Annotated in this window: 11 protein-coding genes and 1 riboswitch; of the genes, 2 read left to right on the forward strand and 9 right to left on the reverse strand. The window is 67.2% G+C overall.

The window, feature by feature from the left end; translation table 11 throughout:
* Positions 1-21: 21 nt before the first annotated feature.
* From thiE to ACVK00_RS28595, 4 genes are read right to left on the reverse strand one after another with little or no spacing between them, the layout of a single operon-like run.
* Entirely contained in the window at positions 22-1,146 is a 1,125-nt protein-coding gene (gene thiE / locus ACVK00_RS28580; RefSeq protein ID WP_284888483.1) for a thiamine phosphate synthase, read from the reverse strand.
* Positions 1,143-1,958, reverse strand: coding sequence for a thiazole synthase (locus ACVK00_RS28585; protein WP_284888482.1), 816 nt, complete (start codon positions 1,956-1,958; stop codon positions 1,143-1,145). The genes thiE and ACVK00_RS28585 overlap by 4 nt, the downstream gene beginning before the upstream one ends.
* Before the next feature lie 38 nt (positions 1,959-1,996).
* On the reverse strand, positions 1,997-2,194 hold the full coding sequence (gene thiS / locus ACVK00_RS28590; RefSeq protein ID WP_006762101.1) for a sulfur carrier protein ThiS: 198 nt from the start codon (positions 2,192-2,194) through the stop codon (positions 1,997-1,999).
* Positions 2,195-2,226: 32 nt separating this feature from the next.
* Positions 2,227-3,363, reverse strand: a complete 1,137-nt coding sequence (locus ACVK00_RS28595) for an FAD-dependent oxidoreductase (protein WP_284888481.1) — start codon at positions 3,361-3,363, stop codon at positions 2,227-2,229.
* 234 nt (positions 3,364-3,597) lie between these two features.
* Positions 3,598-3,721: riboswitch (TPP riboswitch) on the reverse strand.
* A gap of 270 nt (positions 3,722-3,991) precedes the next feature.
* Between ACVK00_RS28595 and ACVK00_RS28600 the strand changes: the two genes are divergently transcribed.
* Complete coding sequence (locus tag ACVK00_RS28600; protein ID WP_228906608.1) at positions 3,992-5,761, forward strand: ABC transporter ATP-binding protein/permease; 1,770 nt, start codon at positions 3,992-3,994, stop codon at positions 5,759-5,761.
* 65 nt (positions 5,762-5,826) lie between these two features.
* Here the strand turns inward: ACVK00_RS28600 and thpR are convergent, their stop codons facing one another.
* The 5 genes from thpR to ACVK00_RS28625 form a co-directional block, all read right to left on the reverse strand.
* Complete coding sequence (gene thpR, locus ACVK00_RS28605; protein ID WP_228906606.1) at positions 5,827-6,375, reverse strand: RNA 2',3'-cyclic phosphodiesterase; 549 nt, start codon at positions 6,373-6,375, stop codon at positions 5,827-5,829.
* Positions 6,372-7,886, reverse strand: coding sequence for an alanine/glycine:cation symporter family protein (locus tag ACVK00_RS28610; RefSeq protein ID WP_228906604.1), 1,515 nt, complete (start codon positions 7,884-7,886; stop codon positions 6,372-6,374). The genes thpR and ACVK00_RS28610 overlap by 4 nt, the downstream gene beginning before the upstream one ends.
* Before the next feature lie 306 nt (positions 7,887-8,192).
* The gene (locus ACVK00_RS28615) at positions 8,193-9,659 is read right to left on the reverse strand and encodes a glutamate synthase subunit beta (RefSeq protein ID WP_228906602.1); all 1,467 of its coding nucleotides are present in this window, start codon (positions 9,657-9,659) and stop codon (positions 8,193-8,195) included.
* A gap of 85 nt (positions 9,660-9,744) precedes the next feature.
* Positions 9,745-14,448: a glutamate synthase-related protein gene (locus tag ACVK00_RS28620; protein WP_284888480.1), complete on the reverse strand. Its 4,704-nt coding sequence runs from the start codon at positions 14,446-14,448 to the stop codon at positions 9,745-9,747.
* A gap of 289 nt (positions 14,449-14,737) precedes the next feature.
* Positions 14,738-15,451, reverse strand: a complete 714-nt coding sequence (locus tag ACVK00_RS28625; RefSeq protein ID WP_228906593.1) for a transposase — start codon at positions 15,449-15,451, stop codon at positions 14,738-14,740.
* A gap of 193 nt (positions 15,452-15,644) precedes the next feature.
* On the opposite strand from ACVK00_RS28625, the gene ACVK00_RS28630 reads away from it, so the two are divergent.
* A complete protein-coding gene (locus ACVK00_RS28630) occupies positions 15,645-16,376 on the forward strand; it encodes an OmpW/AlkL family protein (protein WP_284888479.1) in 732 nt (243 codons plus the stop codon).
* Positions 16,377-16,393: the final 17 nt, after the last annotated feature.

Genomic DNA, 16,393 nt, shown 5'->3' on the forward strand with positions numbered 1-16,393 from the left:
ACGCCGTTCCGGGCCCTGCGGTCAATGATTGTCAAATTGTCCGGCAAAACATTGCTGCAACGCAACAATCGCCGCTCGATAATCGATAGCGCCCGTTATCGCACTGACGACCGCGACGCTGCCGACGCCCGTCGCCAGCACGTCAGGCAACGCGTCGAGGCCCACGCCGCCGATCGCGACGAGCGGCGCCCGCGCCCCCGCGAAGCGCGCATAGCGGGCGATCCGCGCGAGTCCCTGCGGCGGCGCCGCAACCGCCTTGGTCGCGGTCGCGTACACGGGACCGAGCGCGAGATAGCTGGGGCGCTCGTGCAACGCCCGCAACATCTCGTAATAACCGTGGCTCGACAGCCCGAGCCGCAGGCCGGCGCGCGCGATCGCGGCCAGATCGGCCGTCTCCAGGTCTTCCTGACCCAGATGTACGCCGTACGCCCCCTCTTCTACCGCGATCTGCCAGTGATCGTTGATGAACACGCGCGCATCGGGATAGCCGCGCCCGGCCGCGACCGCACGCGCGATTTCGCCGCGCAACGCGGCGGGGTCCGCACCTTTCACGCGCAGCTGCACGGTCCGCGCGCCGCAATCGAGCACGCGCTCGACCCATTCGGCGTCGGGGACGACCGGATAGAGGCCGAGTTGCGCGGGGCACGGCGGGAATGCGGGCTCCGGCGCGGCGGCCAGGCCGGCGACGCGCGGAAATCGCGCGGCGTCGACCGGCCACGCATCCGCGCCGCGCGTCTCGTCGCCGTCACGCCACGCCAGCGCGAGCACCAGCGCGTCGATCGGCGCGAAACCGCAATCGAGGAACGCGGCCAGCGCCGCGATCCAGTCGTCGGCGAGCGGATGCGCGGCTTCCAGCGCATGGCGCACGCCCGCGGCATGCAGCGTCGCACCGTGCTCGTCGAACTCGATCGCGACCGCATCCGGCGCCGCGGGGCGCGATGCGGCCGACGCACGCGCCTGCGCGGCACGGTCGCCGGCCGACACGATCAGCACGTCGCCGTCGACCGGCACGTCGGGCGCCGCGACGCACAGCCGCCACGGCGTCGTGCCGGCCGGCCAGTCGCCCAGGCGGGCGCGAATCCGCTCGGCCGCTTCGGCCAGCTCGTCGGCCGGCGGCCAGAAGGCATCGGCGAAGCGCGCGCTCATGCGCCGCCCCCGTCCTGGTGCCAGAACGGCATCCCGACGACCGGCGTGCTCGCGTGCGCCGTCTCGCGCGCATCCATCGGCCCGGCGAGGTAGGCCGCACGGCCGGCCTCGACACCCTGCGCGAACGCGCGCGCCATGATCTCCGGATGCGTGGCCTGCGACACGGCCGTGTTCAGCAGCACGCCGTCGAAGCCCCACTCCATGACCTGGCACGCATGCGACGGCACGCCGAGCCCGGCGTCGACGATCAGCGGCACGTCCGGCAGCCGCTCGCGCAGCACGCGCAGCCCGTACGGGTTCACGACGCCCTTGCCGGTGCCGATCGGCGCGCCCCACGGCATCAGCGCCTCGCAGCCGACGTCGAGCAGGCGCCGGCCGATCACGAGGTCCTCGGTGCAGTACGGCAGCACCTTGAAGCCGTCCTTGACCAGTTGCGCGGCCGCCTCGATCAGGCCGACCGGGTCGGGCTGCAGCGTGTAGTCGTCGCCGATCAGCTCGAGCTTGATCCAGTCGGTGTCGAAGACCTCGCGCGCCATGTGCGCGGTCGTCACCGCCTCGGCGACGGTCTGGCAACCGGCCGTGTTCGGCAGCAGCGGCACCGCGTGACGCTTGAGCAGGTCGAAGAAGCCGGCTTCGGCGGTGCCGCCCGTCATCTGGCGGCGCAGCGCGACCGTCACCATTCCGGGACCCGACGCGGCGATCGAATCGGACAGCGACTGCAGCGACGGATAGCGCGACGTGCCGAGCAGCACGCGGCTTGCGAAGGTTTCGCCGTACAGCGTCAGCGCGTCGGCGGAAGTGAGGGACGTCATGTCGTTTTCCTGGAAGAGCGGGGGCGAACCGGCGGCGCTCAGCCGCCCGCGACGGGGTGCACCACGTCGAGCTTGTCGCCCGTCGCGAGCGCGCGCGCCGCATGCTGCGTGCGCGCGACGAAATTGCCGTTCAGCGCGACCGCGTACGGCGGACGCGCGCCGAACGCCACGAGCGCGTCGGCCACCGTCGCGCCGTCGGGCAGCGTCAGGGTCTGTTGGTTGATCTGGATATCCATGAGGCTTGATCGAATTCGGTCGGCGGCGCGCATCAGGCCGGCTGGCGCGCGTCGTCGCGGTGATAAAGGAGCGCCGGCCAGCGCGCGGCATCGCGCCACGCGGTGAACGCATCGGCACCGGCGAACGCGCCGCCGAGCGCGGCCTGCGCGAACGCGACCGCCGCATGCGCGACTTCCGGCGCGATCATGAAGCCGTGCCGGTACAGGCCGTTGACGGCGAGCGTCGTCGCGCCGTCCCAGATCACCGCCGGGCGATGGTCGGGCAGCGTCGGGCGGCACTGCGCATTGAGTTCGAGGATGCGCGCCTCGCCGAACGCCGGGTGCACGGAGAACGCCGCGCTCAGCAGTTCGAGCGCGGAGCGCACGCTGACGGGCGACATGTCCTCGCCCTCCACCTCGGTCGCGCCGATCACGTACAGGTCGTCCTGTTTCGGCGCGATGTACAGCGGATAGCGCGGATGCAACAGCCGCACGGGCCGCGTGAGCCCGATGCCGGGCGCGCGCACCCGCGCGACTTCGCCGCGGATGCCGCGCAGCGCGGGCAGCGCGGATTTCGCGCCGAGGCCGCGGCAATCGATCGTGAAATGTGCGTCGGGCCGGTTCGCGTCGTCGATCGTCGCGTGCCAGTGCAGCTCGACGCCGCGCTGCGCGAGGCCCGCCGCCAGCGCGCGCAGCGCCTGCCGGTTGTCGAGCTGCCCTTCGCGCGGCAGCAGCAGGCCGCGCGCGAAGCGCCCCGCGAGCGCGGGCTCGGCCGCGTCGACCTGCGCGCCGACCAGCGTGACGAAACCGCCGTCGAACAGCTCGGCCGGCGCGTTCGCGCGCACGCGCCGCTCGAACAGCGGCGCCTCCGCCCGATCCGCGTGATGCCAGACGACGAGCGTGCCGTGATGCTGGAAGAACACCGGTTCGGGCAGTTCCGCGAGCCATTGCGGCCAACGCGCGAGCGACGCGGCGCCGAGTTCGGTGATCAGCAGTTCGGCGCTCGCCGCCTCGGCGAGCGGCGCGAGCATCGCGGCCGCGATCCACGCGGCCGACTGCTCGCCGTCCGGGCCGCCGCGCTCGTACAGCGCGACGCGATGTCCGTCGCCCGCGAGCCGCCAGGCGATCAGACGGCCGACGAGGCCGCCGCCGAGCACCGCGAAATCCGGCCGGGAAGCGTGGACGTTCATCACGCACCCTCCCCGCGAACCGCGCGGGCCCGTGCGACGGATGTCGGCACGCGCGCGCCGTCCCGTGCCAACGCACGCGACAGCGGATCGGGAACAGCGCAAAAGACTGAAGATTGAGCGGTCATCATTCCTTCCGTAACGCGCAACGCGCGTACCCAAAAGGACGAAACCGGCAGCAAAGGCCGGCCGGGCGGGACTCGGGCGCTGACCATGTGGGATGGCGGCCAGCGCGGCCCGGCGGGATCAGAAACTTCCCTCGCCGGTATTACCCGGATCGGGTGCGAAGGGTCTTTCTCAGCCTCGCCGCGTCGCCCGGAATTAACCGTCGGCCGCGCTCGAAGCACCCCTGTTTCGTCGTCGGCCATTAGACCATAAAAGCGGAAAGCGCCGCAAACTGTCCCCCTTGCGGCAAATTCGCCGTCGCGCCGCGCCGCTCTGGCACAATGCCCGCAGGCCGGCCGCGCGAGCGGCCGGTTGCCGCGTCACCGCCGGCCCTTAAGCGCCGTTTAAGACGCGCGGGCGACCATCCGTGCGCCCGCCGTCAGTCGGCGCCGCGCCCCGGCATGCCTTATCGCGGCGCGCGCCCGGCTTCGCCCGGCCCGCGCGCCGGCTACTCATCAGGAAGCACATGACCCAATCGATCGATCCCGTCCGCTCCGCCTCCGACGCGCCGCAGGACGAGCGCCCGGTATCCGCATGGAGCCTCATCAAGCCCTACTGGGTGTCGTCCGAATGGAAAACCGCGTGGGGGCTGCTCGTCACGATCATCGTGATCAATCTCTGCGTCGTCTGGATCAACGTCAAGCTGAACAAGTGGAACGCGCAGTTCTACAACGCACTGCAGTCGAAGGACGTCCACGACTTCCCGAACCTGCTGATGCAGTTCTCGGCACTCGCGTTCGGCTTCATCATCCTCGCGGTGTACGGCCGCTACCTGCGGCAGATGCTCGGGTTCCGCTGGCGCCAGTGGCTCACCGACCGGTTTCTCGGCCAGTGGCTCGGCGATCGCGCGTTCTACCGGATCGAACGCGACCGCCTCGCCGACAACCCCGACCAGCGGATCACCGACGACCTCCAGTCGTTCGCGACGACGACGCTCGCGCTGTCGCTCGACCTTCTGTCGACGGTCGTCACGCTCGTGTCGTTCATTACGATCCTGTGGTCGCTCGCCGGCGCGCTGACGCTCTCGCTCGGCGCGACGCCGATCACGATCCCCGGCTACATGGTGTGGGCGGCCGCGTTGTACGCGGTGGTCGGCTCGCTGATCATCCAGAAGGTCGGCCACCCACTCGTGTCGATCAACTACCAGCAGCAGCGCGTCGAGGCCGATTTCCGCTTCGGGCTGATCCGCGTGCGCGAGAATGCCGAGCAGATCGCGTTCTACGACGGCGAGAAAACCGAGACCCGCAACGCGCAGAGCCTGTTCATGCGCATTCGCGACAACTGGTGGCGCGTGATGAAGTACACGAAGCGCCTCACGTTCGTGCTGAGCTTCTACGGGCAGATCGCGATCATCTTCCCGCTCGTCGTCGCCGCACCGCGCTATTTCGCGGGCGCGTTCTCGTTCGGCGTGCTGATGCAGATCTCGTCCGCGTTCGGCACCGTCAGCGATTCGTTCTCGTGGTTCATCAACAGTTACTCGACCCTCGTCGAATGGCGCGCAACCGTCAACCGTCTGCGTGAATTCAAGCGCGTGATGGGAACGTCGCACCTGAAGGAAAGCCTGTCGCCGGCAACCGAGCACGGCGGCATCAACCTGCACTACGTCGATGCCGCGAAACTGTCGACGTCGTCGCTGAAGCTCGCGCTGCCGAACGGCACCGCGCTCGCGAACATCGGCAACCTGACGATCGAACCCGGCTCGCGCTGGCTCGTGATCGGCAAGTCGGGTTCCGGCAAGAGCACGTTCATGCGCGCGCTTGCGGGCCTGTGGCCGTTCGGCGACGGCGCGATCGACGCGCCGGTCGGCGCGCGGATGATGTTCGTGCCGCAGACGAGCTACTTGCCGATCGGCACGCTGAAGGCCGCGCTCACCTATCCGGCCGCGCCCGACGCGTTCACCGACGACGCGTGCCGCGACGCGCTGCGCGCGTGCCGCCTCGAAGACTACGTCGGGCGCCTCGACGAGACCGGCCACTGGACGCGCGTGCTGTCGCCCGGCGAACAGCAGCGTCTCGCCGGCGCACGCGTGCTGTTGCACAAGCCGGACTTCCTGTTCCTCGACGAAGCGACGAGCGCACTCGACGCGGACAACGAAGCGCGGCTCTATCACGTGTTCGCCGAACGGCTGCCGAAGGCCGCGATCGTCAGCATCGCCCACCGCGAGTCGCTGGCCGCGTTCCACGTCGGCATGATCAACGTCGAGCGCGTGACCGACAACGACAAGGTCGCCGCGTAAGCGCAAAAGCAAGAGGCCGGCGCACGCCGCGCCGGCCTTCTCTTGTTCGTCCCGCCCCCTTCCCGCTACGCCCGCCCGATCGGCACCGACACGATCGGCACATGCGACACACCGTCGTGCGACTGCCGGCTTTCGAACAACGTCAGCGCGACGAAGCGCACCGCGACCGGTCGACCGGTCGCGCCGCCGTGCGCGGGCTGTCCGTCAGCATCGCGCGGCAGCCGCGCGAGCGTCACATGCGGCCGGAACGGCCGGCGGTCGGCCGGCACGCCCAGGTCGCGCAACAGCGCGGACAAATCGGCATTCAGCGCCGTACAGGCGGGATCGGCAGCGAGTTCCGCGACGATCAGCCGCGCGCGCGGCAGGCTCGGCCACCACGCGATCCGCTCGACCCGCTGCAACGGCAGCGCATGCGCGCTCGCGAGCGCCGGCAGCCGCTCGGCCAGCGCGTCGCACCGCGCGCGTTCGATCGCGCCGATGAACGCAAGCGTCACGTGCAGTTGCGCGGGCAGCGTGCGCCGTGCACCGCGGGTAACCGGCAGCGCGTGCAGCGCGTCGCGCGATGCCGTATCGGGCATCAGCGCGACGAATGCACGGAGCCGCTCGCCGTTCATGACTCGCGCACCGCCACGCGGGCTTCGGCCACCGCGTCGTTCGCCGCTTCGTCCACCGCATCAGCCGAAGCCGGACGCAGCGGCAGCGGGCCGTGCTCGCCCCACACGTCGGCTGGCAGCACGCGTGCGAGCTCGGGAATCGTGTTGCGCGTGAACACCGGCTCGGCAATGCCCTGCGCGCGCTGGTGGCGATAGTCGCGCCACGCGGCATGCGCATACTTGCCGAGCGCGAGGATCGCGACCAGGTTGATGATCGCCATCAGCCCCATGCTCGTATCGGCCATCGCCCACACCAGCGGCAGTTGCCCGACGCTGCCGAACATCACCATCCCCAGCACCGCGATGCGGAACAGCGGCAGCACGCCGCGCCGCTTCGTGATGAACTCGACGTTGCCTTCCGCATACGCGTAGTTGCCGATCACCGACGAGTACGCGAAAAAGAAGATCGCGACGGCCATGTAGATGCCGCCCCAACCGCCGACGTGGCTCGCGATCGCGCGCTGCGTGAGCGCCGCGCCTTCCATGCCGGTGCCGAGTTCGTACTGGCCCGACAGCAGGATCACGAACGCGGTCGCGCTGCAGATCACGATCGTGTCGACGAACACGCCGAGCATCTGGATCAGCCCCTGCACGACCGGATGCCGCACGCTCGCGGTCGCGGCCGCGTTCGGCGCGCTACCCATGCCGGCTTCGTTCGAGAACAGCCCGCGTTTCACGCCCATCGCGACCGCCTGGCTGACCGCATAGCCGGTCAGGCCACCCGCCGCCTGCTCGAGCCCGAACGCACTCTTCACGATCAGCGCGATCACGCCCGGCACCAGCGCCGCGTGCGTCGCAACCGCGTAGACGGCCAGCGCGAGATAGCCGATCGCCATCACGGGCACGATCACCTGCGCGACCGACGCGATGCGGCGAATGCCGCCGAAGATGAGCGGCGCGGTGAGCAACACGAGGCCGAGGCCAACCGTCTCGCGGCGCCAGCCGAACGACGTGTGAAATGCATCGGCGATCGCATTGGCCTGCACCGCGTTGAACACGAAGCCGAACGCGAGGATCAGCGACAGCGAGAACAACACGCCGAAGCCGCGCGAGCGCAGGCCCGTCTGGATGTAGTACGCGGGGCCGCCGCGATAGCTGCCGTCCGGGTGCGACACCTTGAAGATCTGCGCGAGCGTCGCTTCGACGAACGCGGACGACATGCCGACGAGCGCCGTCATCCACATCCAGAAGATCGCGCCCGGCCCGCCGACCGTCAGCGCGACCGCGACACCCGCGATGTTGCCGGTGCCGACGCGGCTCGCGAGGCCGGTCGCGAACGCCTGGAACGACGAGATGCTGCCCGGCTCGCCCTTGCTGCCGACCAGCTTCATGCTGAGGAGCAGCGCCTTCAGCTGGATCATCCGGAACCGCAGCGTGAACCACGCGCCCACGCCGAGCAGCAGCGCAATCAGCACGTAGTTCCACAGCACACCGTTGACGGCATCGATCAGCCCTTGCACGAATGCTTCCATCCAGAATCCTTGTAAACGGGGTCAGTCATATTCGGCTGCCATGCGAACGCGGCCGGAGGGGCGACATGATATGACAGTTTCCAAGGATTATTACAAAATGAAAGGAAACGGGATCGCGGAAAATCAACGTCCGATGTGATCAGGTTAGGCGACGCTTCGGGGAGATGACGAGGGTTGGCGGCCGCCGCGAACTGGCACGGCCGACATCGGAGGCCGACGCCAGCGGCACCTGCGGGCGCCGGCCATAAAAAAACCGGGCGCCCTTTCGGACGCCCGGCTGATACGACAGTGGCCCGCGAACCGCGCTTATCGCGGCAGGTTCGAATGCCCCATCAGATACGCGTCGACCGAGCGCGCGCACTGGCGGCCTTCGCGGATCGCCCAGACGACGAGCGACTGGCCGCGACGCATGTCGCCCGCCGCGAACACCTTGTCGACCGACGTGTAGTACGAGCGATCGCCTTCGGTTGCCGCACGCGCGTTGCCGCGCGCATCCTTCGCGACGCCGAACGCCTCGAGCACGGTGGCTGCCGGCTGCGTGAAACCCATCGCGAGCAGCACCAGGTCAGCCTTCATCTCGAACTCGGAGCCCGGCACTTCCTGCATCTTGCCGTCCTTCCACTCGATGCGCACCGCGATCAGCTTCTCGACCTTGCCGTTCTTGCCTTCGAGACGCTTCGTCGCGACCGCCCAGTCACGCTCGCAGCCTTCTTCGTGCGACGACGACGTGCGCAGCTTGATCGGCCAGTACGGCCACACGAGCGGCTTGTTTTCCTCTTCCGGCGGCTGCGGCAGCAGCTCGAACTGCGTGACCTGCTTCGCGCCGTGACGGTTCGACGTGCCGACGCAGTCCGAACCCGTATCGCCGCCGCCGATCACGATCACGTGCTTGCCCTTCGCGAGCAGCTGATCGACGAGCTTGTCGCCCGCGTTCACGCGGTTCTGCTGCGGCAGGAAGTCCATCGCGAAATGAACGCCGGCGAGTTCGCGGCCCGGCACCGGCAGGTCGCGCGGCGTTTCCGAACCGCCCGCGATCACGACCGCGTCGAATTCTTCCTTCAGCTGCTCCGGCGAAATGGTTTCCTTCGCGAGGCTGCCGATCGACTCGGGCAGCGGATCCTTGCCGATGAACACGCTGGTGCGGAACGTCACGCCTTCCGCTTCCATCTGGCGCATGCGGCGATCGATCAGCCACTTCTCGAGCTTGAAGTCGGGGATCCCGTAACGCAGCAGGCCGCCGATGCGATCGTTCTTCTCGAACACCGTCACGTCGTGGCCCGCACGCGCGAGCTGCTGCGCGACGGCGAGGCCCGCAGGGCCCGAACCGACGACCGCGACCGTCTTGCCGGTCTTGTGCTCGGGCGGCAGCGGCTTCACCCAGCCTTCCGCCCAGGCCTTGTCGATGATCGCGTGCTCGATCGACTTGATGCCGACCGGATCGTCGTTGATCCCGAGCGTGCACGCTGCCTCGCACGGCGCCGGACAGATGCGGCCCGTGAACTCGGGGAAGTTGTTGGTCGAATGCAGGACTTCGATCGCCTGCTGCCAGTCCTGGCGGTAAACGAGATCGTTGAAGTCCGGGATGATGTTGTTGACCGGGCAGCCGTTGTTGCAGAACGGGATGCCGCAATCCATGCAGCGCGCGCCCTGGACCTTCGCGTCCGCGTCGGTCAGTGCCGCGACGAATTCCTTGTAGTGCTTCACGCGCGTGAGCGGTGCTTCGTACGCCTCGTGGCGGCGTTCGAACTCCAGAAAACCGGTTGCCTTGCCCATAAGGTGCTCTTCTGTTCGGTGTATCGGGTGGGGGAGCCGCGCGCGGCAGTCATGCGCGCGCGGCATTCGCTATGTCGTTCGTCGCTCAGGCGGCCAGTACTTCCTTCGCCGCCTTCTTCGCACCGATCTCGCCCAGCGCGCGCTTGTATTCGTGCGGGAACACCTTCACGAACTGGCGGCGCGCCGCGTCCCAGTTTTCCAGCAGCGACTTCGCGCGCGGCGAACCCGTGAACTGGAAATGACGCTCGACGAGCCCCTTGAGCAGCGCTTCGTCCGTCATGCCTGCATGCCAGAGCGCGCGGTCGACCGTACGCTCCTGCTCGGCCTGCTGCAGCACCGGATCGAGTGCGACCATCGACTTGTTGCACTTCGCCGCGAACGTGCCTTCCGGATCGTAGATGTACGCGAGACCGCCCGACATGCCGGCCGCGAAGTTGCGCCCGGTTTCGCCGAGCACGACGACCGTGCCGCCCGTCATGTATTCGCAACCGTGGTCGCCCGTGCCTTCGACGACCGCCGTCGCACCCGAGTTGCGCACGCAGAAACGCTCGCCCGCGACGCCGCGGAAGAACGCCTCGCCTTCGATCGCGCCGTACATCACCGTGTTGCCGCAGATGATGTTTTCCTCGGACTTGCCGCGGAAGTCGTTGGTCGGGCGGATGATGATCCGGCCGCCCGACAGGCCCTTGCCGACGTAGTCGTTGCCGTCGCCGACGAGGTCGAGCGTCACGCCCTTCGCGAGGAACGCGCCGAAGCTCTGGCCGGCCGTGCCCTTCAGCTGGATGTGCACCGCGTCGTCGGCCAGGCCGTCGTGGCCGTGCTTCTTCGCGATCACGCCCGACAGCATCGCGCCGACGGTACGGTTCACGTTGCGCACCGGCTGGATGAACGACACATGCTCGCCGTTCTCGATCGCGGCCTTCGCCTTCTCGATCAGCACGTGGTCGAGCGCGCGCTCGAGGCCGTGATCCTGCACGTCGACGTGACGCGGCGCGACGTCCTCGCACTCTTCCGGCTGGTAGAACACGCGCGAGAAGTCGAGGCCCTTCGCCTTCCAGTGCTCGACGCCCTTGCGCGTATCGAGCAGGTCGGCGCGGCCGATCAGGTCGTCGAACTTCGCGATGCCGAGCTGCGCCATGATCTCGCGCACTTCTTCAGCGACGAAGAAGAAGTAGTTCACGACGTGCTCGGGCTGGCCCTTGAACTTCGCACGCAACACCGGATCCTGCGTCGCGACGCCGACCGGGCACGTGTTCAGGTGGCACTTGCGCATCATGATGCAGCCTTCGACGACGAGCGGCGCCGTCGCGAAGCCGAATTCGTCCGCGCCGAGCAGCGCGCCGATCACGACGTCGCGGCCCGTCTTCATCTGGCCGTCGGCCTGCACGCGGATCCGGCCGCGCAGGCGGTTCAGCACCAGCGTCTGCTGCGTTTCGGCCAGACCGAGTTCCCACGGCGTGCCCGCATGCTTGACCGACGACAGCGGCGATGCGCCCGTGCCGCCGTCGTGGCCGGCGATCACGACGTGATCGGCCTTCGCCTTCGCGACACCGGCCGCAACCGTGCCGACGCCCACTTCCGACACCAGCTTCACCGAGATGCTCGAGCTCGGGTTCACGTTCTTAAGGTCGTGGATCAGCTGCGCCAGATCCTCGATCGAGTAGATGTCGTGGTGCGGCGGCGGCGAGATCAGGCCGACGCCCGGCACCGAGTACCGCAGCTTGCCGATGTATTCCGACACCTTGTGGCCCGGCAGCTGGCCGCCTTCGCCCGGCTTCGCACCCTGCGCCATCTTGATCTGGATCTGATCGGCCGATGCGAGGTACTCGGCGGTGACGCCGAAGCGGCCCGACGCGACCTGCTTGATCTTCGAGCGCAGCGAATCGCCATCCTTCAGCGCAATGTCGCTGACGATCTCGTCGCCGATCACCGACTTCAGCGTCTCGCCCGACTTGATCGGAATGCCGCGCAGCTCGTTGCGGTAGCGCTTCTGGTCCTCGCCGCCTTCGCCGGTGTTCGACTTGCCGCCGATCCGGTTCATCGCGATCGCGAGCGTCGCGTGCGCCTCGGTGCTGATCGAACCGAGCGACATCGCGCCCGTCGCAAAGCGCTTGACGATGTCCTTCGCCGATTCGACGTCGTCGATCGGGATCGCCTTGGTCGGCTCGACCTTGAACTCGAACAGGCCGCGGAACGTCATGTGGCGCTTGGTCTGGTCGTTGATCAGGTGCGCGTATTCCTTGTACGTCTGGTACGAGTTGCTGCGCGTCGCGTGCTGCAGCTTCGCGATCGAGTCCGGCGTCCACATGTGGTCTTCGCCGCGCACGCGGTACGCGTACTCGCCGCCCGCGTCGAGCATGTCGCGCAAGACCGGGTTGTCGCCGAACGCATCGCGGTGCAGGCGGATCGCTTCTTCCGCGACTTCGAACAGGCCGATGCCGCCGACCTTCGAAGCCGTGCCCTTGAAGTACTTCTCGACGAGGTCGCTCGACAGGCCGAGCGCTTCGAAGATCTGCGCGCCCGTGTACGACATGTACGTCGAGATGCCCATCTTCGACATCACCTTCTGCAGCCCCTTGCCGACCGCCTTCGTGAAGTTGTAGACGGCCTTCTCCGGCGACAGGTCGCCCGGCAGGCCTTCCGCCATCTTCGCGAGCGTTTCCATCGCGAGGTACGGGTGCACGGCTTCCGCGCCGTAGCCCGCGAGCAGCGCGAAATGGTGCGTCTCACGTGCCGAACCCGTCTCGACGACGAGGCCCGTGCTCGTGCGCAGCCCTTGCTGGACGAGGTGCGTGTGGATCGCCGACGTGGCGAGCAGCGCCGGAATCGCGACGTGTTCGGCGTCCGTCTTGCGGTCCGACACGATCAGCATGTTGTAGCCCGACTTGACCGCGTCGACAGCTTCCGCGCACAGCGACGCGAGGCGTGCCTCGATGCCTTCCTTGCCCCATGCGACCGGGTAGCAGATGTTCAGCTCGTATGCGCTGAACTTGCCGCCCGTGTACTGGTCGATCGCGCGGATCTTCGCGATGTCCTTGAAGTCGAGCACCGGCTGCGACACTTCGAGACGCATCGGCGGGTTGATGTTGTTCGTGTCGAGCAGGTTCGGCTTCGGGCCGATGAACGACACGAGCGACATGACCATGTTTTCGCGGATCGGGTCGATCGGCGGGTTCGTGACCTGCGCGAACAGCTGCTTGAAGTAGTGATAGAGCGTCTTGTTCTTGTTCGACATCACCGCGAGCGGCGAGTCGTTGCCCATCGAACCGACAGCCTCCTCACCCTGCTGCGCCATCGGCGCCATCAGGAACTTCAGGTCTTCCTGCGTATAGCCGAACGCCTGCTGGCGGTCGAGCAGCGCGGCGCCCTGCGTGCGGCCGGCCGCGACGTCCTCGGCCTTCGGCTCGATCTCGTCGAGCTTGATGCGCACGGCGTCGATCCAGCTCTTGTACGGCTTCGCGTTCGCGAGGTTGTCCTTGAGTTCCTTGTCGTCGATGATGCGGCCGTGTTCCATGTCGATCAGGAACATCTTGCCCGGCTGCAGGCGCCACTTCTTGACGATCTTCGATTCGGGGATCGGCAGCGTGCCGGCTTCCGACGCCATGATGACGAGGTCGTCGTCCGTGACGATGTAGCGCGCCGGGCGCAGGCCGTTACGGTCGAGCGTCGCGCCGATCTGGCGGCCGTCGGTGAACGCGATCGCGGCGGGGCCGTCCCACGGCTCCATCATCGCGGCGTGGTATTCGTAGAACGCGCGGCGGTTGTCGTCCATCAGCGTGTGCTGTTCCCACGCTTCCGGGATCATCATCATCACCGCGTGCACGAGCGGGTAGCCGGCCATCACCAGCAGTTCGAGACAGTTGTCGAACGACGCGGTGTCCGACTGGCCCGGGTAGATCAGCGGCCACAGCTTCGGCAGGTCGTCGGCGAGCACGTGCGACGCGATCGCGCCGGTACGCGCGTTCAGCCAGTTCACGTTGCCCTTCACGGTGTTGATCTCACCGTTGTGCGCGATCATCCGGTACGGGTGAGCGAGTTCCCATGCCGGGAACGTGTTGGTCGAGAAACGCTGGTGCACGAGCGCGAGCGCCGACACGACGCGCGCGTCCTGCAGGTCGCGGTAATACACACCGACCTGACCTGCCAGCAGCAGCCCCTTGTAGACGACCGTGCGCGCCGACATCGACGGCACGAAGTATTCCTTGCCGTGCTTGAGCTTCAGCGCCTGGATGCGGTGGCTCGCGGTCTTGCGGATCACGTACAGCTTCCGCTCGAGCGCGTCCGTCACCATGATGTCCTTGCCGCGGCCGATGAAGATCTGGCGGATCAGCGGCTCACTCGCCTTTACCGTCGGCGAGATCGGCATCGAATGGTCGACCGGCACGTCGCGCCAGCCGAGCACGACCTGCCCCTCTGCCCGCACCGTCCGCTCGAGCTCCTGCTCGCACGCGAGACGCGACGCGTTTTCCTTCGGCAGGAAGATCATCCCAACCCCATATTCGCCGGCCGGCGGCAACGTCACGCCCTGCTTCGACATTTCCTCGCGATAGAACGCGTCCGGAATCTGGATCAGGATGCCGGCGCCGTCGCCCATCAGCGGATCGGCACCGACTGCGCCGCGGTGATCGAGGTTCTCGAGGATCTTCAGACCCTGCTGAATGATCTCGTGGCTCTTCTTGCCCTTGATGTGTGCGACGAAGCCGACGCCGCAGGCGTCGTGTTCGTTTTGCGGGTCGTACAGACCTTGTGCGGCGGGCACCGCGGCGAGCGGCTTCTGGTGGTCGTTCATGGGGACACCGTCGTAAAGGGGGCCTCGAGGGCCGTTGAACCATTTTTTGTTGCCGTCGATCCCGCTCCCGACGGGAGACGGCACGGCCGACAGTGGTTGGGCGAGCTTCACCCGGGCCACCGGAATTCGGAATATACGCGACGAATCAAAGGAATAGCAACAAAAACCGCTTGATCGATCCCCAATTAAAGCCGTGCGCTTATCTGGTGCTGTTTTATTGGGGCCGTATCATTTTGGTGCAAAAAGAAGCGGCGCCCGCAGCGCCGCCTCGTGATCCGCCTGTTCCGCGCTATTGCTGGATGGGCGGCGTGTTTTCACGCACCTTTCTGGGGCGTCCGCGCGGCAGCGGCGACACGCGACGATTCGCGGTGCGAGCCGCCCACTCGCGGTAGTTCTCGCCGCCGAGCACCCAGCCCTTCAGCGTCGCTTGCTGGAGTTGGTCGGCCTGCCGCTCGTCGAGCGGCTGTTCGCACAGCTCCTTGTACGCGCGCTGCCGGTCGAACGGCGTGTTGCCGAGCGCCCAGTAGAGCGGATGATCGGTGATCAGGCTATCGACGGTCAGCCCGACGTGGTGCCGGAAGCTCGACCAGCGATAAGCGTCGGGCGTCGCGACCAGTTGCGCGCGGACCGGGCTCATCTCGACCACGCGGCTCGCGAGCAGGAAATAGCGCTCGCCTTCGATCACGGTCGCCCGATAGCGGCCTTCCCACAGGGTGCCGCGACGTGAATAGCGGCGGTTGAAATGCGCGACGTAGCGGCGGCCGACCGCCTGCATCGCCTTCGGCAGGCTCGCCTCGTCGCTCGGCGTCACGAGGAGCTGCACCTGACGCGGGAGCAGCACATAGGCATGCACCGAAAGATGGTGATCGCGGGCCGCGGCCTTCAGACAATCGATGAAGAGTTCGTAGTCCTGGTCGTCGACGAACGCGGGTTGCTGATCCAGGCCGCGCAGTATCACGTGCTGCGGCTGGTCGGGAACGTAGAGTCGTGCTAACCGTGCCATGCTGAATGTCCGTTTGAACGCGTTAGGAAATACCCGAAGGTCCGAAATTGCGCACCTGCGTAGAATGCCTGTCCCTACGGGGCGCGGAAGCGTACGGTCGTGCGAATCCTAGGGAGAAAGCTCTAACTTGCGAGCTTGTTTGGTTTTAAACGCAGTCGTCATAATGAGCACGCCTTTGATCGGAGGAGACACAATGAAACGAAAACTGGCCATTACGGGGGCCGCAACGCTCGCATTCGCATTTGCGGGCGGCACGGCACACGCACAATCCGCAGGTGATTTCTACGTCAGCACCGGCTGGCTGCACCTCGCACCGCAGGACAGCAGCGACCCGCTGTTCCTCTACCGCGTCGGCGGCACGCCCATCAACCAATCGATTCCCAACACGGGCGCCGGCATCAACGACGCCGATACGCTCGGGCTCGCAGCTGGCTACTTCGTTACCGACCACATCTCCACCGAGCTCGTCATGGGGATACCGCCGAAGTTCGACATTACCGGCAAGGGTCAGTTCGAAAAGTTCGGCATACTCGGCCGTGCGTACCAGTGGAGCCCCGCCCTGTTGCTTCGCTACCACTTCAACGGCGCCAACGCGAAGTTCCGTCCGTATCTCGGCGTCGGCGCCACGTATGTCTGGTTCACCGGCGCAAAGATCACGAACAGCAGCTTCGAGAACGGCGTGCTCGGCGGCCCGACCAGCGCCACGACCAGCAACCAGTGGGCGCCCGTGCTCAACGCCGGCTTCACGTACAACTTCACGAAACACTGGTTCGGGGGCCTGTCGATCTCGTACATCCCGGTCAGCGTGACCGCAACCTTCACGACGGCCCGCCGAACGCCGGTCGGCACCCTGACCGAAACGTCGAAAGCGAAGATCTCGCTGAACCCGATCGTCACGTACCTGAACGTCGGCTACCGCTTCTAAGCGTAGTCGAATATTTG

The sequence above is a fragment of the Burkholderia sp. PvR073 genome (assembly GCF_054055695.1).

Coding starts and splice junctions, on each gene's coding strand:
- thiE (WP_284888483.1), bottom strand. CDS start 1,146: ATGAGCGCGCGCTTCGCCGATGCCTTCTGGCCGCCGGCCGACGAGCTG.
- ACVK00_RS28585 (WP_284888482.1), bottom strand. CDS start 1,958: ATGACGTCCCTCACTTCCGCCGACGCGCTGACGCTGTACGGCGAAACC.
- thiS (WP_006762101.1), bottom strand. CDS start 2,194: ATGGATATCCAGATCAACCAACAGACCCTGACGCTGCCCGACGGCGCG.
- ACVK00_RS28595 (WP_284888481.1), bottom strand. CDS start 3,363: ATGAACGTCCACGCTTCCCGGCCGGATTTCGCGGTGCTCGGCGGCGGC.
- ACVK00_RS28600 (WP_228906608.1), top strand. CDS start 3,992: ATGACCCAATCGATCGATCCCGTCCGCTCCGCCTCCGACGCGCCGCAG.
- thpR (WP_228906606.1), bottom strand. CDS start 6,375: ATGAACGGCGAGCGGCTCCGTGCATTCGTCGCGCTGATGCCCGATACG.
- ACVK00_RS28610 (WP_228906604.1), bottom strand. CDS start 7,886: ATGGAAGCATTCGTGCAAGGGCTGATCGATGCCGTCAACGGTGTGCTG.
- ACVK00_RS28615 (WP_228906602.1), bottom strand. CDS start 9,659: ATGGGCAAGGCAACCGGTTTTCTGGAGTTCGAACGCCGCCACGAGGCG.
- ACVK00_RS28620 (WP_284888480.1), bottom strand. CDS start 14,448: ATGAACGACCACCAGAAGCCGCTCGCCGCGGTGCCCGCCGCACAAGGT.
- ACVK00_RS28625 (WP_228906593.1), bottom strand. CDS start 15,451: ATGGCACGGTTAGCACGACTCTACGTTCCCGACCAGCCGCAGCACGTG.
- ACVK00_RS28630 (WP_284888479.1), top strand. CDS start 15,645: ATGAAACGAAAACTGGCCATTACGGGGGCCGCAACGCTCGCATTCGCA.